The sequence below is a fragment of the Rhodococcus sp. (in: high G+C Gram-positive bacteria) genome (assembly GCF_049299235.1).
Taxonomy (GTDB): Bacteria; Actinomycetota; Actinomycetes; order Mycobacteriales; family Mycobacteriaceae; genus Rhodococcus.
The window spans coordinates 1-19,195 of the sequence record NZ_JBAQXC010000239.1; the positions used below are offsets into that span (position 1 = coordinate 1).

Here is a 19,195-nt window from a genome sequence, read left to right on the forward strand (position 1 = left end):
CCCCAGTCCCGTCCGCTCGGTACCCAAGCTCATCGAGCGTCCCGAGTACGCGTGGAAGCCGACGGCCGACGAGGGCAGCGAACCGTGGGTGCAGACCCCGGAGACCATCGAGAAGATGCGCGAGGCGTCCCGGATCGCCGCGCAGGCGCTCGCCGCGGCGGGCGCGGCCGTCGCCCCCGGTGTGACCACCGACGAGCTGGACCGCATCGCCCACGAGTACATGTGCGATCACGGCGCCTACCCGTCGACGCTCGGCTACCGCGGCTTCACCAAGTCGTGCTGCACCTCGCTCAACGAAGTGATCTGCCACGGCATCCCCGACTCGACGGTGATCCAGGACGGTGACATCGTCAACATCGACGTCACCGCCTACATCCACGGCGTGCACGGCGACACCAACGCGACGTTCCTCGCCGGCGACGTTGCGGAAGAGCACCGGCTTCTCGTCGAGCGCACCCAGGAAGCCACCCGACGGGCGATCAAGGCGGTCGTGCCCGGTCGGGCACTGAACGTCATCGGCCGCGTCATCGAGGCCTACGCCAACCGGTTCGGCTACGGTGTCGTCCGCGACTTCACTGGTCACGGTATCGGCGAGACATTCCACAACGGTCTGGTCATCCTGCACTACGATCAGCCCGCCGTGGACACGGTCATCGAACCCGGCATGGTCTTCACGATCGAACCGATGATCAACCTCGGCACCGTCGACTACGAGATCTGGGACGACGGCTGGACCGTCGTGACCAAGGACCGCAAGTGGACGGCGCAATTCGAGCACACCATCGTCGTCACCGATACCGGCGCCGAGATCCTCACCCTCCCGTGAGGCACCGCGAACTGTCGTGACACCGCGATCGCGTACCGTTCTGCGGCATGGAGACGACTGACGTGAGCACCGCGAGCGGCACGATCCGGGTTCGCATCGACGGACCCGAGAGCCGGCATATCGTGCTGCTGCTGCCAGGTTCGGGGGAGACCGCGGACGTGTTCGACGCGGTGTGCGAGCGTCTGCACAATTCCGATCTCCGGACGATCGTGCCGGAAACCATCGACGGTCTCGACGCGACCGCGGTGTTCGCGCTCCTCGACGAACTGAAACTGCCGTGGGTGCATCTGGCAGGTAGCGGCGCCGGTGCGGAACTCGCATGGACCGTCGCTGCGGGCAGATTCGGACGGTTCGCGAGTCTCGTCGTCGCCGACCGCGGCCATCCGGCAGTGCCGGACGTCGACGGCACCGTGCGCGACGGCGCTGCTCCCGCCGCGGAGGTGCCGACCACCATCGTGATCGGTAGCGGTGCGCGTCGCGCCGAGGCGGACGCGTCGATGCGATATGTCACCGGCGAGTTCCGGGTGGTGGAACTCGACGGCATCGACAACATTCCGGCCTCGGCACCGGCCGTGTTCGCCTCGGCGATCGCCCTGCGTACCGGCAGTTGGTAGAACGACCGGGTGCTGGTACCACCGGGTGCGCCGAGCCCGGCGCACCCGGACCTCACAGTCCCAGCAGCGCGTTCTCCACGACCTCCGAGAGCGCCGGGTGGATCCAGTACTGTCCGGTCGCCATCTCGCGGGCCGTCAGACCGAAGCTCATTGCCTGGATCAGCGGTTGGATCACGGTCGAGGCGTGCGCACCCATGATGTGCGCGCCGAGCAGCAGACCCGTCGACCGGTCGGCGATCAGCTTGCAGATGCCCTCGGTGTCTTCCATCGCCCAGCCATAGGCGACGCCCCCGTAGTCCTGGATCTTCACGGAGATGTCGTATCCCTGCGCGCGGGCCTGTTCCTCCGTGAGTCCGACCTCCGCGATCTGCGGGTCGGTGAACACCGCGGCAGGCACGAACCGGTGGTCGGTGCGACGCAACGACGCCGTGTCCCCGGACCAGGCATCGTGCAGCAGGTTGTGCTGCACGACCCGCATCTCGTGGTTGGCGACGTGCTTGAGCTGGTAGGGCGAGGACACGTCACCGAGTGCGAACACCCCGCGCGCGGTGGTGCGCTGGAATTCGTCGACGACGATGCGTCCCTGTTCGTCCAGGTCTAGTCCGCCGGCCGCCGCGGCGAGCGCGTCGCCGTTCGGTTGCCGTCCCACCGCGACCAGCAGCGCATCGCCGGTGACCACCGTGCCGTCGGAGAGTACGACCTCCACGCCGTCGCCGGCCGGACGGAATTCCTTCGCGGGATTCGACAGGTGCACATCCCACTTCCGCTGCGCGATGCGGGTGAAGCGTTCGGAAATGTCGGTGTCGAGGTGACGCAACAGCCTGCTGCTGCGCGCGAGGATCGACACCCGCACACCGAGAGCGGAGAACACGTGGGCGAATTCCATCGCGATGAACCCGGACCCGAGAATCACCAGCGATTCGGGGAGCTTCGGCAGGCGCATCACATCGTCGTTGGTGTGGTAGTTCACCCCGCTGTCGCGGACCTCCGGCGGCACGATGGGCCGCGATCCGGCGGCGACGACGATCTGATCGGCGGTGATCGTCTCGCCCGTGCCGGTGTCGAGGGTGCGATCACCGACGAACCGTGCGTGCCCGTCGTACACCGTGACGTTCGCGCAGTCCTCGCGCCGGTACCGTTCGCCGCCGGCCGCGATCGGGTCGATCCGGCCGAACACCCGGTCGACGATGTCGTTCCAGCGCACGCCGTCGAGGCTCGCGTCGACGCCGTACTTCGCGGCGCTGCGGACGGTGTGCGCGACGTCGGCCGCGTAGACGTACATCTTCGTCGGGATGCACCCGACATTGAGGCAGGTACCGCCGAAGGTGTTCTCCTCCAGCAGTGCCACCGTCTTGCCGTCGTAGCGTTCGTCGAGGATGGAGTTGCCCGATCCGGTGCCGATGATCGCGAGGTCGTAATGGGTCACGCGGAGTCTCCTGCGGTTCGTTTCCGGATGTTGCTGCCGAGTTCGTCCAACCCGCCCAGCCACCGGTCCAATTCCCGGAACGCGGCTTCGAGCGGTTCCGGGGTGGACAGGAACACGTCGTGGCGGGCCCCGTCGATCGGCACGATCGTCGTCCGGTCACCCAGACAGCGCGCCCAGCGGGCGATCTGCCGCACATCGAGGACCGCGTCGACGGTGTCGATCGCCGGATCGTATTCCGGCGCGGACCGGCTCGCGGTGGACCGCAGAATCAGGGACGGCACCCCGATGTCGAGGCCGCGGTGCAATCGGGCGTGTCCGTGCCGCACCGCGCGCAGCCAGCCGAGCCGGACGGGGAAGCCGGCCAGCGGCTTCCACTCGAGGTCGTAGCTCCAGCCTCCGGTGCGCAGGCTCACCCCGTAGGTGTCGAGTTTGGCGAGGGGAACGACATCTTTCGGCCGGAGTCGGCCGAGCAGATCGACCGCGGCGGTGCCGACATTGCGGAGGTAGGACGGTCCTTGCAGATCGAACCACGGGCTGTTGAGGACGACGCCGCTGATCCCGGCGGCCGCGGTGCCCCCCGGTTGTGTGTTGAGCCGGTCGAGCCACAACGGCAGTACGAGTCCGCCCGTGGAGTGCGCGACCAGCAGCACGTCCCCACCGGTCTCGGCGCGCACGATGCGCAACGCCTCGTCGAGTTCGGCGTCGTAGTAGGACAGGTCGGTGACGAAGTGCGGGGTGTGCGTCGACGCCCGTGATCGTCCGCATTTGCGCAGGTCCAGGGCGAAAAATCGGTACCCTTGTTCCGCGAAATGTGCGGCGAGATGCTGCTGGAAGAAGTAGTCGGTGAATCCGTGCACGTACAGCACCGCGCGGTGTGGAGCAATGCCGGCGGGCTGGTAGCGGACGAGCGTCGCGGTGATCTCACCTTCCCCGTCGGGGTCGGTGCCGAGAGGCAGGACCAGCTGCTGATAGCCGTCGCCGAGGATGTCGGGCTGCCAAGTAGTCACTATCACACTGTATTGGTGTTCGTGCCGGATCGCGGTGGGGGCACAATTGGGGGGAAGGAAACGCCGAGCGACGTCCGGGTAACCTGTTCGTCGCAGTCGGCGCGGCTGTGGTGGTTCCCAGATCCGGTGTGTGAGCTGATCGGACACGGAGCGGGACTACGGGCGTGCACGGGACACCCACGCGACGCAATCCTGGTGGATTCGGCGGCGCGCGCGAACAGACAAGGAAGTCGATCCTCCAGTGTCAGAGAACGTGTTAGAGGCGAAGACCGATGTAGTGCTGATCGGCGCAGGCATCATGAGCGCCACCCTCGGCGCGCTGCTGCGCCAACTGCAGCCCGACTGGTCGATCACCGCATTCGAGCGGCTCGACGCCGCTGCCGCGGAAAGCAGCGATCCCTGGAACAACGCAGGCACCGGCCACTCCGCGCTGTGTGAACTGAACTACACCCCGGCCACGGCCGACGGTACCGTCGACATCACCAAGGCCATCAACGTCAACGAACAGTTCCAGGTCTCGCGTCAGTTCTGGGCCCATGCTGTCGACAACGGGATCCTGTCCGACCCCAAGAACTTCATCAATCCGATTCCGCACGTCAGCTTCGTGCACGGAGCCGACGACGTGAAATACCTGCGCGCCAGGTACGACGCGCTCGCCGGCCACCCGCTGTTCGCCGGCATGGAGTATTCGGAGAGCCCGGAAGTGTTCTCCGAGCGGTTGCCGCTGATGGCGAACGGACGTGACTTCTCCGATCCGGTCGCCGTCAACTGGACCTCGACCGGCACCGACGTCGACTTCGGTGCGCTCACCAAGCAACTCATCAACACGGTTGCCGCATCCGGCGGCACCGTGTTCTTCGGTCACGAAGTGACCAATCTGTCGAAGCAGTCCGACGGCAGCTGGATCGTCAAGGTCCGCAACACCCGCACCCGGGAATCTCGCAAAGTGCACGCCAAGTTCGTGTTCGTCGGTGCCGGTGGCGGCGCACTGCACCTGCTGCAGAAGTCGGGCATCAAGGAAGCCAAGGGTTTCGGTGGGTTCCCCGTCTCCGGCGCATTCCTGCGCTGCACCAACCCCGACGTCATCGCTCAGCACAGCGCCAAGGTGTACGGCAAGGCTGCGGTCGGTGCGCCGCCGATGTCGGTGCCGCACCTGGACACCCGCGTCATCGGAGGCAAGCAGGGCCTGCTGTTCGGCCCCTACGCCGGCTGGTCGCCGAAGTTCCTCAAGCATGGGCGGATCACCGATCTGCCGTTCTCCGTCAAGCCGAACAACATCATGTCGATGCTGGGTGTCGGGGCGACGGAACTCGGCCTCGTCAAGTACCTCGTCGGCGAGCTCACGCAGTCGCCGAGCGACCGCATCGGCACGCTCGCCGAGTTCGCTCCCAGCGCGAAACTGGACGACTGGGAGCTGATCGTCGCAGGTCAGCGCGTGCAGGTCATTCGCCGTAAGGGCGCGGGCGGCGTCCTCGAATTCGGCACCGCCGTGGTCAGCGCGGACGACGGCTCCATCGCCGGTCTCCTCGGTGCGTCGCCGGGTGCGTCGACGGCGGTGCCCGCGATGCTCGACGTCCTCGAACGCTGCTTCCCGCAGCGGTGGACCGGCTGGCAGGACACGCTGCGGGAGATGGTGCCGTCTCTCGGGGTGAAGTTGTCCGACGATCAGGCGCTGTTCGACGAGGTGTGGCAGTGGAGCACCAAGTCGCTGCAACTCGACGTCACGTCCGTGGCGGAGACCACCGCCCCCAGCGAGCCCGCGTCGGTCTGACCCGACCCGGCCATCACGACACGACCCGTCACAGGCCGGTCCGCGGTGCGGCCCGGCCTGTGACACGTCGCCAACCAGAATGGGGAACCCCGGTGACATCCATGCCTGTGGACGAGTCCAGCTACCTTGTCGGCCTGAACCTGTCCGGCCGCCGAGTGGTCGTGGTGGGCGCCGGTTCCGTCGCCCAGCGGCGGCTCGGACTGCTCGTGGCCGCCGGTGCCGCGGTGCACGTCGTCGCGAGGGTAGCGACTCCCGCGGTCGAGAGCATGGCCACTGCAGGCCACCTCACTCTGGATCTGCGTGACTATCGTGACGGTGACCTCGACGGTGCCTGGTATGCGCTGGCGTGTACGGACGAACCCGACACAAATGCGGCGGTCGTCGCCGAAGCCGACCGCAGCCGCATCTTCTGCGTACGCGCGGACAACGCCAGACACGGCAGTGCCGTCACCCCGGCGACCGCGAGTTACGACGGCCTGTCCATCGGTGTCCTCGCCGGGGGCGATCACCGCCGTTCCGCGGCCGTGCGCACATCGATCCGCGAGGCCCTCGCCGGCGGCGCCGCCATCGCCGACAACGCTCCCGCCCCCGTCGGGGTGGCACTGGTCGGCGGCGGACCCGGCGATCCGGACCTGATCACCGTGCGTGGCCGCCGGCTGCTCGGCCGGGCCGACGTCGTCGTCGCCGACCATCTGGCACCGCAGGAACTGCTCGACGAACTCGGTCCGCACGTCGAGGTCATCGACGCGTCGAAGTTGCCGTACGGCCGGGCGATGGCCCAGCAGGTGATCAACGACACTCTGATCGGCCGGGCGAAGACCGGCAAGTTCGTTGTGCGGCTCAAGGGCGGCGACCCGTACGTGTTCGGGCGCGGTTTCGAGGAACTACAAGCGTGTGCTGCCGCCGGCGTACCGGTCACCGTCGTTCCCGGGATCACCAGCGCGATCTCGGTGCCGTCCGCGGCCGATGTGCCGGTCACCCATCGCGGCGTCACCCACGAGTTCGTGGTCGTCAGCGGGCACGTCGCACCCGACCATCCGGATTCGTTGACCGACTGGTCTGCTCTGGCACGGCTCCGCGGAACCTTGGTGTTGCTCATGGCCGTCGAGCGGATCCAGTTGTTCGCCGACGCTCTGCTCGCCGGCGGCCGTCCCGCGGACACCCCGGTCGTGGTCGTGCAGGAGGGCACCCGGCGCACGCAACGGGTGGTCCGCGCCGACCTGCAGACCGTCGCGACCAGGGTGCGTGACGAACAGATCCGGCCACCCGCGATCATCGTGATCGGCCCGGTCGCCGGTCTGACCGCGGATGCCGAATGAACCGGCCGATGAGTAACGTCGATTCCGTGACGGACACTTCGAACGCCACCCGTTCCGCGACCGCACGAGCGCTCGCCGCCGCAATGCTCGTTCTGAGCGGCCTCCAGTTGATGGTCGTGCTCGACGGGACGGTCGCGAACCTGGCGCTCGCACCGTTGCAGGCCGAACTCGGATTGTCCGATGCCGGCCGCAACTGGGTCCTCACCTCGTATGCGCTCGCGTTCGGTGGGCTGATGCTGCTCGGTGGCCGACTCGGCGACAGTTTCGGCCGTAAACGCATGTTCGTCGTCGGTGTCGGGGTGTTCACCGCCGCGTCGCTACTGTGCGGTCTCGCCACCGGCGAGGCGATGCTCATCGCCGCCCGTGCATTGCAGGGGGTCGGCGCCGCCATCGCGTCACCGACCGCGCTCGCACTGGTCGCGACGACGTTCGCGCCGGGTCCGGCACGCAACCGCGCGATCGCGGTGTTCGCGGCGATGACCGGCGTCGGCTCGATCGCCGGACTGATTCTCGGCGGAGCCCTCACCCAGGTGTCGTGGCGCTGGATCTTCCTCATCAACGTTCCGATCGGCGTACTCATCGCGGTCGCCGCGACCGTGGTGCTGCGCGAGACCGTCACCGAGAAACTCGCGCTCGACGTGCCCGGCGCGGTCCTCGCGACCCTCGGTTGCACGGGGGTGGTGTTCGGGCTGAGCGAAGGCCCCGAAATGGGGTGGGGGAGCCCGGCCGTGATCGGCGCGCTCGTCGGGGGCGTTGTAGTCCTCGGGGCGTTCCTGCTCGTGGAACGCCGCGCCGAGAATCCGCTGCTGCCGTTCGTGCTGTTCCGCAACCGGAATCGGGTTGCCACATTCGTGTCGATCTTCTTCGCCGGTGCCGTGATGTTCTCGTTGGCCGCGTTCGTCGCCCTGTTCGTCCAGGACATCCTCGGCTACACCCCGCTGCAGGCGGGTCTGGCGTTCGTGCCGTTCGCATTCGGTCTCGGCGGTGCGGCGGCGATCACGTCGAAGCTCGTCGTCCGCGTGCAAGCGCGCTGGCTGGTGGTCACCGGAGCGGTGATCATGACCGTGAGCCTGCTGTTCGGCTCGACGATGGACGCGACGGTGCAGTATCTGCCGACCCTGTTCGTGTTGGTCCTGGTCGTCGGGTTCGGGGTGGGGCTGGCGTCGGTGCCGTTGCCGTTGTGCGCGATCGCAGGAGTCGGCACTCACGAGATCGGCCCGCTGTCCGCGGTCGCCCAGGTCGCCCAGACCCTCGGTGGGCCGATCGGGCTGGCGATCATCGGTGCGATGGCAACATCGCGGACCATGTCACTGGGCGGTACCGCCGGCGCCGTCGCCGACATGACCGAGGTGCAGATCGCCGCGCAGGGCAACGGCTACATGTTCGCCCTGGTCGGCTGCGCGGTATGCGCCGCGATCACCGGCGTGGCCGCATTGTTCATCCGGTTCAGCCCCGAAGACGTCGCGCAGGCGCAGGAAGCGGAGAAGGCCGCCCAGCACACCTGAGCCGCGATCGTCGGCCGACCGATCACACCGCGCGGGCCCGCTGCGGATCCACCGCGGCGGTCGGCTCGAGCGGCACCGGTGTCGCCGGCGCGCGGAACCGCCGGATCGACTTCTCGGCCTCGATCACGATCGGGACGAGCACCGACAGCCCGATGCACGTCAGCCACTGGCCGCCGGTCAGCGACATCGTCATCAGCAGCGCCTGCAGGAAGCCGAGTTCGACGGCGAGCACGGTGATGATCGTGGGAATCGCCAGGACCTTCACCGCACTCAGGATCGGCGGCGCGAAACCGGTCTCCGGGTCGCGCCGCATTGCCAGGCCACCGAGGATCGACCCGAGCGACATCACGACGAACGCCATCGTCATCGGCGTGTTCGCGATGGTCGAACTCATCTCGCGGGGAGCGAGGAACAGTGCGGCCAGCGTGACGGCGAACTCGACGGTGCCGTAGAAGATCCACCGCAACACGGCCGGCGGATTGGTGATCGGCACGCCCGGGTCGCGGGGAGGTTTGTTCATCAGGTTGGGCGCGGACGGATCGTGCATGATCACGATGACCGGGAACATGGTGACGAAGAAGTTCTGGAACAACACCATCAGCGGGGTGAGCGCGACACCGTCGTTGATGTCGAAGATGCTCGCGACGAGGAACAACAGGATCAGCGAGAACAGTTTCGCCATCTGGCATCGGATGAACGAGACGATCTTGTCGTAGATGCTGCGGCCCAGGCTGATCGCGGTGACGAGTGTCCCGAAGTTGTCGTCGGTGAGGATCATGTTCCCGGCCTGCTTGGTGACCTCGCTGCCGGAGCCCATTGCGACACCCACATCGGCCTGTTTGAGTGCCGCCGCGTCGTTGACGGCATCGCCGGTCATCGCGACGATCGCGCCGTCGCGTTGCATGAGTTCGGCCAGACGCAGCTTGTCCTGCGGCGTGACCCGGCCGAAGACGTGCAGATCGGGGAGGGCCGTGAGTAACTCGTCGTCGGACATCGCCTGGATTTCGGGGCCGCTGATCGCGCCGGCCCCGAGGCCGAGTTCGGCGCCGATCGCCGACGCGGTGATCGCATGATCGCCGGTGATCATCCGCACGTCGATGCCCGCCGCATGCGCGATGCGCACCGCCTCGACGGCCTCGGGCCGCAGCGGATCGATGATGCCCACCATGCCGACGAATGTCAGGTCTTCGACGAACGACATCGGATCGGCAGTGACCGCGGCCTCCTGCCCGTCGAGTCGGCGCGTCGCGAACGCCAGCACGCGCAGTCCCTTCTCCGACATACTTCGGTTGGCCGCGAGGATCTCGTCGCGTACCGAGTCCATCGGCACCGGACCGTCTTCGGTGAACGCGGTTCCGCAGCGGGCCAGCACCACATCGGGTCCACCCTTGACGAGTTCGACGAAGGTGTCTGCCCCGTCGAGCGGAACGCGATGGAAAGTCGCCATGAACTTGTAGGCGGAGTCGAACGGAACCTCGGCGACGCGCGGATAGGAACGCCGCGTCTGTTCGGCATCCACGCCGATCTTCGCGGCCAGCACGACCAGTGCGGCTTCGGTGGGATCGCCGACAACCGCTCCGGAATCGGAGACTGTGGCGTCACTGTCGAGACACAGCCCGTAGGCCAACCGGGTGAAGTCGGGTGCCTCCGTGCCGGCGACACGACGCACCGCTCCGGACTTCGCGTAGCCCTCGCCTTCGACGGTGAACCAATGGCCGTGGAAGTACAGCGTCCGCACCGTCATCTGGTTCATGGTCAGCGTGCCGGTCTTGTCGGAGTTGATCGCACTGGTCGCGCCGAGCGTCTCGACGTCGACGAGGTTCTTGACGATCGCCTTGGCGTCGGCGAGCTGTTTCGCGCCGTACGACAGCATCGACTGCACGAACGTCGGCAAGCCGGTCGGAATCGCCGAGATCGCCATCGAGATGCCCAGCAGCAGGACGGTGGTCACGCTCTGGCCGCGCAGCAGGCCGATGACGACGATGACCGCGACCGCTCCCCACGCGACGATGCCGAGCACCTTCGTGAGCGAGCCGAGTTCGCGTTGCAGCGGCGACTTCTTGGGTGCCACCGCCGACAGCATGGACGCGATTTGTCCCATCTGCGTCCGCATCCCCGTCTCGGTCACCACGAGGGTCGCGGTGCCGCGGGTGACCGAGGTGTTCTGGAACAGCATGTTGCTGCGGTCGCCGAGCGTCACATCGGGGGATGCGAGGGTCGCCACGTCCTTCGCGACGGGCGCGCTCTCGCCGGTCAACGCGGCTTCCTGTGTTTCGAGGGTCGCGGAGGTGAGGATCCGGCCGTCTGCTGGCACCAGGTCACCCGCTTCGAGGTTGACGATGTCGCCCGGGACGAGGTCGGTCGAGGCGATTTCGGCGAGGGTGCCGTCGCGGACCACCCGAGCCTGCGGAACCTGCATCTCCGCCAGCGCATTCACACTGGCCCGTGCCTTCAACTCCTGCCGGGTGCCCAGCACCACGTTGAGTATCACCAGGCCGGCAACGACCAGGGCGACGGGCATCTGGTCGATGACGGCACCGACCACGATGACTGCCACCAGCATCAGGTTCATCGGGTCGGTGAGCTGCAGCAGCGCGACCGCCCACAGCGACGGTGCGGGTTCGGCGGCGATGACGTTGGAACCGTAGCGGGCACGACGTTCCTCGACGGCGGCACTCGTCAGCCCGGCGCGTTCGGTGGCCAGGGCCGCTGTCACCGCAGCGGCGTCCATAGCGTGCCACGACTGCTCGTCGGGGTCCGGCGGGGTACGGACCACAGCATCTCCGGCCGTGGATCGTTGTCCGAGCATGATCGAACCTCCTCGCGCCGGCTGCGTCGCGGTCAGAAGATGGTGGGGATCCAGTCAACGACGAGGCCCGGATCGCGATAGCCGTGCGGCTTCTGCCGTTCCGGCAGCGTGATGGCGGGGTTTTCCAGCGGCTCGTAGGGCACCCGGTTCAGCAGGTGGTTGATGATGTTGAGTCGTCCGCGCTTCTTGTCGTCGTTGAGCGTGACATGCCAGGGCGACCAGCCGGTGTGGGTGAGTCGGAACATCTCGTCGCGGGCGCGCGAGTAGTCGTACCAGCGGCTGTACGACTCGAGGTCCATCGGGGCGAGCTTCCAGATCTTGCGCGGATCGTCGATGCGGCTCTGCAGCCTGAGCGTCTGCTGCTCCTGGCTCACCTCGAGCCAGTACTTGATCAGGATGATCCCGGACTCCTGGATCGCACGTTCGACTGCCGGAACGAGCTGCAGGAATTGGTCGGTCTGCTCCTGGGTGCAGAATCCGAGGACGGGTTCGACACCGGCGCGGTTGTACCAACTGCGGTCGAAGACGACGACCTCGCCGGCTGCGGGCAGGTGCGGCATGTACCGCTGGAAGTACATCTGTGACTGCTCACGTTCGGTCGGGGCGGGCAGAGCCACCACGCGGAAGACGCGCGGACTCACCCGCTCCGTGATCGCTTTGATGACACCACCTTTCCCGGCGGTGTCGCGGCCCTCGAACAGGATGCAGACCTTCGCACCGGAGGACTTGACCCACTCCTGCATCGCGACGAGTTCGGCGTGGAGCGGTTTGAGGAGCTTCCGGTATTCCTTGTTCTTCATCTGCGGCAGATCGAGGTTGTTGCCGATCGGCGGGGGGTGAAGTTCACCGGACCGCACACCGGATCCGACGTCTGCCACCGTGTGTCCCGCGGCCTTGCTTCCCTTGGTCTTCTTCCCCATGGGCGCTCCTGCGTCGGCTGTAGGATTCCGAACTATACGGCAGTACTCGCCGGTGTCGTCGGTAATTCGCAGGGGCTGTAGCGTCGGATCTTGTTGTTGCAGTGGCGCTCAGGTCAGCACGATCAGCTCGGTGGGGGAGGCGAGTTCGACCCGAAGGCCCGCCCTCGACGCGACCCGTGCGACGGACTCGATGTCGGATGGATCCGCACGGGTGAGCACCAGCGCCCGAGCCAGCAGCCCCTTGTGATGCTTGTTGAAGTGACTGACAGTCTTGCGTGAGCCGTCGGGCTGCTCGGTGAGCACGGTCGCGGTCACCGCGCCCGGTACCGGGCCGAGTTGCCGGTAGATCCCCGAGCGCAGGTCGACGACGAGATCGCCGCCGACCTCGGCGACCAGCGCACCGGACAGTTCGGGCTTCCACAGCGCTGGCAGTGTGGAGAATCCGGGCAGCTTCGAACCACCGGACAGGCGGTAGGCGGGAATCGGGTCGCCCGCGCGGACCGCCCCGAACAACGCCGATCCCATCACGATCCGGTGGTACGCCTTGTTCCGTTGCGCCTGCGTGAACGCTTTCGCATCGAGCGCGTCGAACAGCACCCCGGTGTACCGCTCGAGTGCCGGGAGGGTCGCCGATACCCACAACTTGGCGTTGCGTTCGATGTCGTCGCTCTGCGTAGCGCCGAGCCCCAGGGCGCGCATCGAGGCCTCACTGTCGGCCGCCAGATCCACCAGGGTCTGCACCAGCATCTCGCGGGTATCGGTCAACTGCGGCATCGACAGCTCGCCCAGATCGAGGGGCGCACCGTCACCACCGTCGGACTTGGTTTCGGAAGGAGGCAGCAACACCAGCACAACCGCATACCGTACCGAGGCCGGGACGAGGCCTGCAGGTAGGCTGCCTTTCCGTGATCACCCGCATGTCGCACCTGTTCCTCCGTACACTCCGCGACGATCCGGCCGACGCCGAGGTCGCCAGCCACAAACTGCTCGTCCGAGCGGGCTACGTGCGGCGCATCGCGCCGGGCGTCTACTCGTGGCTGCCGCTGGGCCTGAAGGTGCTGCGGCAGGTCGAGCGGGTCGTGCGCGAGGAGATGAACAGTATCGGTGCGCAGGAGATTTCCCTGCCCGCCCTGCTCCCGCGCGACCCCTACGAGACCACCAACCGGTGGACGGAGTACGGGCCCGGGCTGTTCCGGTTGCAGGACCGTAAGGGCGGCGACTATCTGCTCGGGCCCACCCATGAGGAGATGTTCGCGCTCACCGTCAAGGGCGAATTCAACTCGTACAAGGACTTCCCGGTCACGCTGTACCAGATTCAGACGAAGTACCGTGACGAGGAACGTCCCCGCGCCGGCATCCTGCGTGGTCGCGAGTTCACCATGAAGGACTCCTACAGCTTCGACCTCACCGACGACGGCCTGGCCGCGTCGTATCAGGCGCACCGAGACGCGTACGAGCGGATCTTCGCTCGTCTCGGCGTCAAGTACGTGATCGTGTCCGCCACCTCCGGTGCGATGGGCGGCAGCGCGTCCGAAGAATTCCTCGCCGAGTCCGACGCCGGTGAGGACACCTATGTGCGTTGCCTCGAATCGGGTTACGCCGCCAACGTCGAGGCGGTCGAAACCCTTGCGCCGGAATCGATTCCGTTCGACGGACTGCCCGACGCGGTCGTGCACGACACTCCGGCCACGCCGACCATCGATACCCTGGTCGCTGCTGCCTCGCAGATCCTCGGACGTGAGGTCACAGGCTCGGAGACCCTCAAGAACATCCTCGTCAAGGTGCGGCAGCCCGGTGGCGACTGGGAACTGCTCGGTATCGGCATCCCCGGTGACCGCGAGGTCGACGACAAGCGTCTCGAGGCATCGCTCGAACCCGCCGAGGTCGAACTGCTCGGCGAAGCCGACTTCGCCGCCAACCCGTTCCTCGTCAAAGGCTATATCGGACCGAAGGCATTGCTGGACAACGGAGTTCGCTACCTCGTCGACCCGCGAGTGGTGAACGGCACGAGTTGGATCACCGGCGCCGACGAAGCAGGCAAGCACGTGTTCGGACTCGTCGCCGGCCGCGATTTCACCCCGGACGGCACCATCGAGGCCGCCGAGGTCCGCGACGGCGACCCGTCGCCGGACGGTGCCGGGGCGCTCGTGTCGGCACGCGGTATCGAGATCGGTCACGTCTTCCAACTCGGCCGCAAGTACACCGACGCATTCGCTGTCGACGTGCTCGCCGAGAACGGCAAGCCGGTGCGGCCGACGATGGGTTCGTACGGCGTCGGCGTCTCCCGCCTCGTCGCGGTGATCGCCGAGCAGCAGCACGACGACAAGGGCCTGCGGTGGCCCGCGGAGGTCGCGCCGTTCGCGGTTCATCTGGTGATCGCGAACAAGGACGACGCGGCCCGCGAGGGCGCCGAAGGGCTGGCCGCGGGCCTGGACAAGGCAGGCGTCGAGGTGCTGTTCGACGACCGCAAGGCGTCACCGGGCGTGAAGTTCAAGGACTCGGAGTTGCTCGGCGTGCCACTGGTCGTCGTCGTCGGCCGGGGCTGGGCCGAGGGCAACGTCGAACTGCGGGACCGGTTCAGCGGTGAAGCCCGCGAGGTCCCGGCCGCGTCGGCGATCGAGGAGATCCTCGCCGCCGTCCGCGGTTGATCCTCGGGGCGCGGCACGGCAGACACCCTGCTCCGTCAATCGAGCGAATGTATCGTTCGCTCGATTGACGGAGACGAACGGTACATTCGCTCGGTGCGGGCACGGCACACTCGGAGCATGAACAGCGATCCGACCTGGCAGACCACCGACGCCTACTTGACCGAGACCCTCATCGGCCCGGACGCCGCGCTCGACAGCGCCCTCGTCACGAACACCGACCAGGGCTTGCCGCCGATCGACGTGTCGGCTCCGCAGGGCAAATTCCTGCACCTGCTCGCCCGCGCGATCGGCGCCAGGAAGATCCTCGAGATCGGCACGCTCGGCGGCTACAGCACCATCTGGTTCGCCCGCGCCGTCGGTGCAGCAGGCCGTGTGATCACACTGGAGTACGAACCGCGCCACGCCGAGGTCGCGCGCGTGAACCTCGACCGCGCCGGCATCGGCGACATCGTCGACGTCCGGGTCGGTGCCGCGCTGGACTCGCTGCCGTATCTCGGCCCCGAAGCGCCGTTCGATCTGGTGTTCATCGACGCCGACAAGGAGAACAACCCGCGCTACGTACGCGCGGCCCTGGAGTTGTCGCGCCCCGGCACCGTCATCATCGTGGACAACGTGGTGCGCGGCGGGTCAGTCACGAACGCCGATCTCGACGACGAACGAGTGCACGCGAGCCGTGAGGTACTCGACCTCATCGCCGCCGAACCGCGGCTCGACGGCACCGCTCTCCAGACGGTCGGCAGCAAAGGGTGGGACGGTTTCGCGCTTGCCCTCGTGACCGGATAGCGACGCGGACCCGGCCCGCCCCTATCCGAGCGAATGTATCCCTCGTCTCGTCGGATCGACCGGGTGTGCCACTCGCTCGGGGCGGAGCGGGGCGGGGCGGGGTTCAGGGCTGGCCGGGCAGCGCAACGGTCGGGGGAGTGACACCCAGATTCGTGCGCCACCGCGCCGCCCGCAGAGCCGACTCGGTGAGTGCCTCGATCGCGGCACCGCGGGTGGGCTCGATGTGGGCGCGTTCGACGACGGAACGCCACGCGACCGCGACGTCCGTCTCGATCTGCACGGCGAGCTGGGCCGCTGTGACCGGATCGATCACCGGAAACGGCACGGTATATCCGGCCGCGGCGACGGGCGGTTCGACGTTCGCTGCGGTCAGTGCGTCGATCGTGGCATCGCGGCGCACCCGGTGCGCGGCGGTGTCCGCCGCCACCTCCGCGCCGCGCGCCGGATTGGAGAACGCGGCGACGATGCCGTAACCGAACACGGCGGCATACTCGGCGTTCAGTGCGTCTACCAGGGCTTGCTGCTCGGGTCCGAGTTCGGGGGAACTCACGGCAGCAGCACCGTCGCCTCGGTCGCGCACGCTGCGCTGACGGACGCGAGCAAGCCCGCCCGGTAGCCGCGCAGGGTGCGCCCGAGGTCGGCAGCATCGCGCTGGGATCGAGTGAGCCGTTCGCGCAGCAGATCCACGGTCGGAGTCTCGGCCGGCAGTGTCGGAGTCGGCGGCATCGTCGAAGTTGGCTGTGTGCCACCGACCAGCCGCGCGACCTCCGCGTCGAGCGTTTCGGCGTGTGTCGTGCGCTCGGTGCCGATCGTCGCGAGCGCGTCGACCCGATCGGGCGCAACAGCGATGAGGGCGCCTGCGAGGGCCGCGTCGGTGCGTGCCCGCTGCGCTTGGGCGATCAACGGATCGGGGGCGTCGACGTCGTCCGATGGTGTGCCGCATGCGGCGACGGTCAGCACGCCGGCGCTGCCGAGCGTGGCACCGGACCAGCGCAGCAGTGTTCGTCGGGACACGGGTGACAGGTGTGGTGGCAGGGGCACCGGACCATCGTGCCAGTCGACGAGAACCGATCCGGACGCCGGCCTGGTCACGGCGCACCGAATTGCGCGCTACCCTTGATTGCTGCCGGATCGATCCGTATCCCGGTCCACCGACTGCTGCGACCACAACTGAACGAGGAGCTTGCCGCCATGCCTGTGCCGCCCCCGGAGAGGATTGTCGAGCTCGTCTCGGATCTGATCGTGCGTGAGGGTTACGACCTCGAGGACGTCGTTGTCACCGCGGCCGGCAAACACAGCACCGTGCGGCTCATGGTCGACAGCGACGCAGGGCTCGGCCTCGACGAAGCTGCCCGGCTGAGTCGTCTCGTGTCGGACGCATTCGACGCCGTATCGGACTTCGGTGAGTCGCCGTACATGCTCGAGGTGACCAGTCCCGGTATCGGTCGGCCGCTGACGCTGGATCGACATTGGCGGCGCGCGCAGGGCCGCAAAGTTCGCATCGACCTGGGTGTCGAGTCGCTCGTCGGTCGGATCGGTGAACTCGTCGGCACCGAGATCCGCATTGTGGTTCCGGACCGCAACGGCCCGATCGTGCGTGCGGTGCCCCTGGCCGAGGTGCGGGCAGCCACCGTCGAAGTGGAGTTCAACCCGCCCAGTGCACGAGAACTCGAGCTCGCCGGTGGTCTGCCGGACGGACGAGTGCGTGCCGGGGAGGTCGACGAGACCGCGGTCGGAGTGGACGACAGCAGTGACGACGAAGACGAAGTGAACGAGACGAAGGTGGACAAGTGAATATCGACATCACCGCGCTCAAGGCGCTCGAAGCCGAGAAGAACATTCCGTTCGACGCGCTGATCGAGACCATCTCGACGGCCCTGATCACCGCATATCGGCACGTGGCCGGCCACCACCAGCACGCTCGTATCGACCTGGACCGCAAGTCCGGTGTCGTGCGCGTGATGGCCGAGGAGTTCGACGCGGACGGCAACCTCGTCTCGGAGTGGGACGACACCCCGGAGGACTTCGGGCGCATCGCCGCGACAACTGCCCGGCAGGTCATCATGCAGCGCATTCGTGACGCCGAGCACGAACAGCGATTCGGTGAGTTCGTCACCCACGAGGGTGAGATCGTCAGTGGTGTCGTCCAGCGCGATACGCGTGCCAATGCGCGCGGCATGGTAGTTGTGCGGATCGGTGGCGACAACGGTGCCGAAGGTTTGGTGCCGCCGGCCGAACAGGTGCCGGGCGAAACCTATGAGCACGGCGACCGCATCAAGTGCTACGTCGTGGGGGTCGCACGGGGGCAGCGCGGCCCGCAGATCACCCTCTCGCGGACCCACCCGAACCTCGTTCGCAGGCTGTTCGCACTGGAGGTTCCCGAGATCGCCGACGGATCCGTCGAGATCACCGCGGTGGCTCGTGAGGCAGGTCATCGGTCCAAGATTGCGGTGTTCTCCCAGGTGCAGGGGCTGAATGCGAAGGGTGCGTGCATCGGTCCGATGGGTCAGCGCGTACGCAACGTGATGCGCGAGCTCGGTGAGGAGAAGATCGACATCATCGACTACGACGAGGATCCGGCGCGGTTCGTCGGCAACGCGTTGTCGCCGTCGAAGGTGGTGTCGGTGACCGTCGTCGATGCTGAGGCGCGTGCCGCACGGGTGGTCGTCCCCGACTTCCAGTTGTCGCTCGCGATCGGCAAGGAAGGGCAGAATGCGCGACTCGCCGCGCGACTGACGGGATGGAGAATCGACATCCGCAGTGATGCCGTTGCGGGTGATGACGACCACTCCGGTGCCGCTTCGACAGGCAGGTAGGGGTGGAATGCGGGATTCCGGCGGAATCGGCGGTAGAGTGGTCGATGGTTCAGCATGAACTGCCGTCGTCTCGTGGCGCGCGCACCGGTCCGGTGCGCACCTGCCTCGGCTGTCGGCAGCGATCGTTGACCGCCGATCTGCTGAGGGTAGTGGTACAGGAAGTGGAGCCGAAGCGCTTCGTTCTGGTTCCCGATCCCGAACGCAGGCTTCCCGGGCGGGGCGCGTGGTTGCATCCCGAGTCGGAATGTCTGAGTCAGGCGGAACGGCGTCGAGCATTCGGCAGAGCGCTGAAGGTGCCCGGTAACCCGGACACCGCGGCGCTCGACAAGCTGGTCGGGTCCGGCGGCGAGAATTCACTCGGCGGTAGGAACACCAACGCAGTGACATCGAACTCTGAGAAGAACAGGCACGAGCACTCATGAGCACACCGTGAAGCACCAGCGATGAACGTCCATCGGAGATAACCCGAGGTCGTGCGGGCAACCAGCCGCTCGACCTCATCAGTGAGGAGAGCAGTGGCAGGCAAGCCCCGCGTGCACGAGTTGGCCAAAGAACTCGATGTCACCAGCAAGGTAGTACTCGAAAGGCTCAAGGAGCTCGGCGAGTTTGTGAAGTCCGCGTCGTCGACGGTCGAAGCGCCTGTCGCACGTCGTTTGCGTGAATCGTTCGGGAAGGCCACAAGCGAAAGCGCGTCGGCTACCCAGGCTCCCGCCCCCAAGCCGGGCGCTCCGCGTCCCGGCCCGCGTCCCGC

The 19,195-nt window shown here is 67.2% G+C and carries 18 protein-coding genes; 11 read left to right on the forward strand and 7 right to left on the reverse strand.

From position 1 onward, the window contains the following. The coding region (gene map, locus WAX14_RS14125; protein WP_422628685.1) for a type I methionyl aminopeptidase at positions 1-826 on the forward strand (826 nt) is incomplete at its 5' end. A 47-nt stretch (positions 827-873) separates the two neighbouring features. Next, the gene (locus WAX14_RS14130; protein ID WP_422628686.1) at positions 874-1,440 is read left to right on the forward strand and encodes an alpha/beta fold hydrolase; all 567 of its coding nucleotides are present in this window, start codon (positions 874-876) and stop codon (positions 1,438-1,440) included. 52 nt (positions 1,441-1,492) lie between these two features. On the opposite strand, the gene mtr is transcribed toward WAX14_RS14130, so the two are convergent. After that, positions 1,493-2,866 (reverse strand): mycothione reductase, encoded by a 1,374-nt coding sequence (mtr, locus tag WAX14_RS14135; RefSeq protein WP_422628687.1) that lies wholly within the window; start codon positions 2,864-2,866, stop codon positions 1,493-1,495. After that, positions 2,863-3,873 (reverse strand): alpha/beta hydrolase, encoded by a 1,011-nt coding sequence (locus WAX14_RS14140; protein WP_422628688.1) that lies wholly within the window; start codon positions 3,871-3,873, stop codon positions 2,863-2,865. Before WAX14_RS14140 ends, mtr begins: the two co-directional genes overlap by 4 nt. A gap of 241 nt (positions 3,874-4,114) precedes the next feature. Here WAX14_RS14140 and mqo point away from each other — a divergent pair, with 241 nt between their 5' ends. The 3 genes from mqo to WAX14_RS14155 all read left to right on the forward strand — a co-directional run bounded on the left by mqo (position 4,115) and on the right by WAX14_RS14155 (position 8,468). Further along, positions 4,115-5,644 (forward strand): malate dehydrogenase (quinone), encoded by a 1,530-nt coding sequence (mqo, locus tag WAX14_RS14145; protein ID WP_422628689.1) that lies wholly within the window; start codon positions 4,115-4,117, stop codon positions 5,642-5,644. Positions 5,645-5,745: 101 nt separating this feature from the next. Then, positions 5,746-6,963, forward strand: coding sequence for a uroporphyrinogen-III C-methyltransferase (cobA, locus tag WAX14_RS14150; protein ID WP_422628700.1), 1,218 nt, complete (start codon positions 5,746-5,748; stop codon positions 6,961-6,963). Positions 6,964-7,046: 83 nt separating this feature from the next. Further along, positions 7,047-8,468: an MFS transporter gene (locus WAX14_RS14155; RefSeq protein ID WP_422628701.1), complete on the forward strand. Its 1,422-nt coding sequence runs from the start codon at positions 7,047-7,049 to the stop codon at positions 8,466-8,468. 22 nt (positions 8,469-8,490) lie between these two features. Here WAX14_RS14155 and WAX14_RS14160 read toward each other — a convergent pair whose 3' ends face one another. The 3 genes from WAX14_RS14160 to yaaA all read right to left on the reverse strand — a co-directional run bounded on the left by WAX14_RS14160 (position 8,491) and on the right by yaaA (position 13,049). After that, a complete protein-coding gene (locus WAX14_RS14160; RefSeq protein WP_422628702.1) occupies positions 8,491-11,199 on the reverse strand; it encodes a cation-translocating P-type ATPase in 2,709 nt (902 codons plus the stop codon). Positions 11,200-11,309: 110 nt separating this feature from the next. Beyond that, positions 11,310-12,197: a polyphosphate kinase 2 gene (ppk2, locus tag WAX14_RS14165; RefSeq protein ID WP_422628690.1), complete on the reverse strand. Its 888-nt coding sequence runs from the start codon at positions 12,195-12,197 to the stop codon at positions 11,310-11,312. 108 nt (positions 12,198-12,305) lie between these two features. Next, positions 12,306-13,049: a peroxide stress protein YaaA gene (gene yaaA / locus WAX14_RS14170; protein ID WP_422628691.1), complete on the reverse strand. Its 744-nt coding sequence runs from the start codon at positions 13,047-13,049 to the stop codon at positions 12,306-12,308. Between the two features lie 53 nt (positions 13,050-13,102). Here yaaA and WAX14_RS14175 point away from each other — a divergent pair, with 53 nt between their 5' ends. Continuing rightward, entirely contained in the window at positions 13,103-14,845 is a 1,743-nt protein-coding gene (locus WAX14_RS14175; RefSeq protein WP_422628692.1) for a proline--tRNA ligase, read from the forward strand. 117 nt (positions 14,846-14,962) lie between these two features. Then, positions 14,963-15,628, forward strand: a complete 666-nt coding sequence (locus WAX14_RS14180) for an O-methyltransferase (protein WP_422628693.1) — start codon at positions 14,963-14,965, stop codon at positions 15,626-15,628. A gap of 103 nt (positions 15,629-15,731) precedes the next feature. Here the strand turns inward: WAX14_RS14180 and WAX14_RS14185 are convergent, their stop codons facing one another. Together WAX14_RS14185 and WAX14_RS14190 are read right to left on the reverse strand one after the other, a co-directional pair. Beyond that, positions 15,732-16,178, reverse strand: a complete 447-nt coding sequence (locus WAX14_RS14185; RefSeq protein WP_422628694.1) for a ferritin-like domain-containing protein — start codon at positions 16,176-16,178, stop codon at positions 15,732-15,734. Then, positions 16,175-16,669 (reverse strand): hypothetical protein, encoded by a 495-nt coding sequence (locus WAX14_RS14190; protein WP_422628695.1) that lies wholly within the window; start codon positions 16,667-16,669, stop codon positions 16,175-16,177. Before WAX14_RS14190 ends, WAX14_RS14185 begins: the two co-directional genes overlap by 4 nt. 150 nt (positions 16,670-16,819) lie before the next feature. Here WAX14_RS14190 and rimP point away from each other — a divergent pair, with 150 nt between their 5' ends. From rimP to WAX14_RS14210, 4 genes are all read left to right on the forward strand, one after another. Beyond that, positions 16,820-17,422 (forward strand): ribosome maturation factor RimP, encoded by a 603-nt coding sequence (rimP, locus tag WAX14_RS14195; protein WP_422628696.1) that lies wholly within the window; start codon positions 16,820-16,822, stop codon positions 17,420-17,422. Further along, positions 17,419-18,444 (forward strand): transcription termination factor NusA, encoded by a 1,026-nt coding sequence (nusA, locus tag WAX14_RS14200; RefSeq protein WP_422628697.1) that lies wholly within the window; start codon positions 17,419-17,421, stop codon positions 18,442-18,444. The genes rimP and nusA overlap by 4 nt, the downstream gene beginning before the upstream one ends. Before the next feature lie 44 nt (positions 18,445-18,488). Then, the gene (locus tag WAX14_RS14205; RefSeq protein ID WP_422628698.1) at positions 18,489-18,866 is read left to right on the forward strand and encodes a YlxR family protein; all 378 of its coding nucleotides are present in this window, start codon (positions 18,489-18,491) and stop codon (positions 18,864-18,866) included. Positions 18,867-18,959: 93 nt separating this feature from the next. Continuing rightward, on the forward strand, positions 18,960-19,195 hold a 236-nt coding region (locus WAX14_RS14210; RefSeq protein ID WP_422628699.1), incomplete at its 3' end, for a translation initiation factor IF-2 N-terminal domain-containing protein.

Excerpts from the sequence above, each read along its gene's own strand:
- cobA (WP_422628700.1), top strand. The coding sequence starts at position 5,746 with ATGCCTGTGGACGAGTCCAGCTACCTTGTCGGCCTGAACCTGTCCGGC.
- ppk2 (WP_422628690.1), bottom strand. The coding sequence starts at position 12,197 with ATGGGGAAGAAGACCAAGGGAAGCAAGGCCGCGGGACACACGGTGGCA.
- WAX14_RS14160 (WP_422628702.1), bottom strand. The coding sequence starts at position 11,199 with ATGGACGCCGCTGCGGTGACAGCGGCCCTGGCCACCGAACGCGCCGGG.
- WAX14_RS14130 (WP_422628686.1), top strand. The coding sequence starts at position 874 with ATGGAGACGACTGACGTGAGCACCGCGAGCGGCACGATCCGGGTTCGC.
- WAX14_RS14180 (WP_422628693.1), top strand. The coding sequence starts at position 14,963 with ATGAACAGCGATCCGACCTGGCAGACCACCGACGCCTACTTGACCGAG.
- rimP (WP_422628696.1), top strand. The coding sequence starts at position 16,820 with ATGCCTGTGCCGCCCCCGGAGAGGATTGTCGAGCTCGTCTCGGATCTG.
- WAX14_RS14205 (WP_422628698.1), top strand. The coding sequence starts at position 18,489 with ATGGTTCAGCATGAACTGCCGTCGTCTCGTGGCGCGCGCACCGGTCCG.
- WAX14_RS14155 (WP_422628701.1), top strand. The coding sequence starts at position 7,047 with ATGCTCGTTCTGAGCGGCCTCCAGTTGATGGTCGTGCTCGACGGGACG.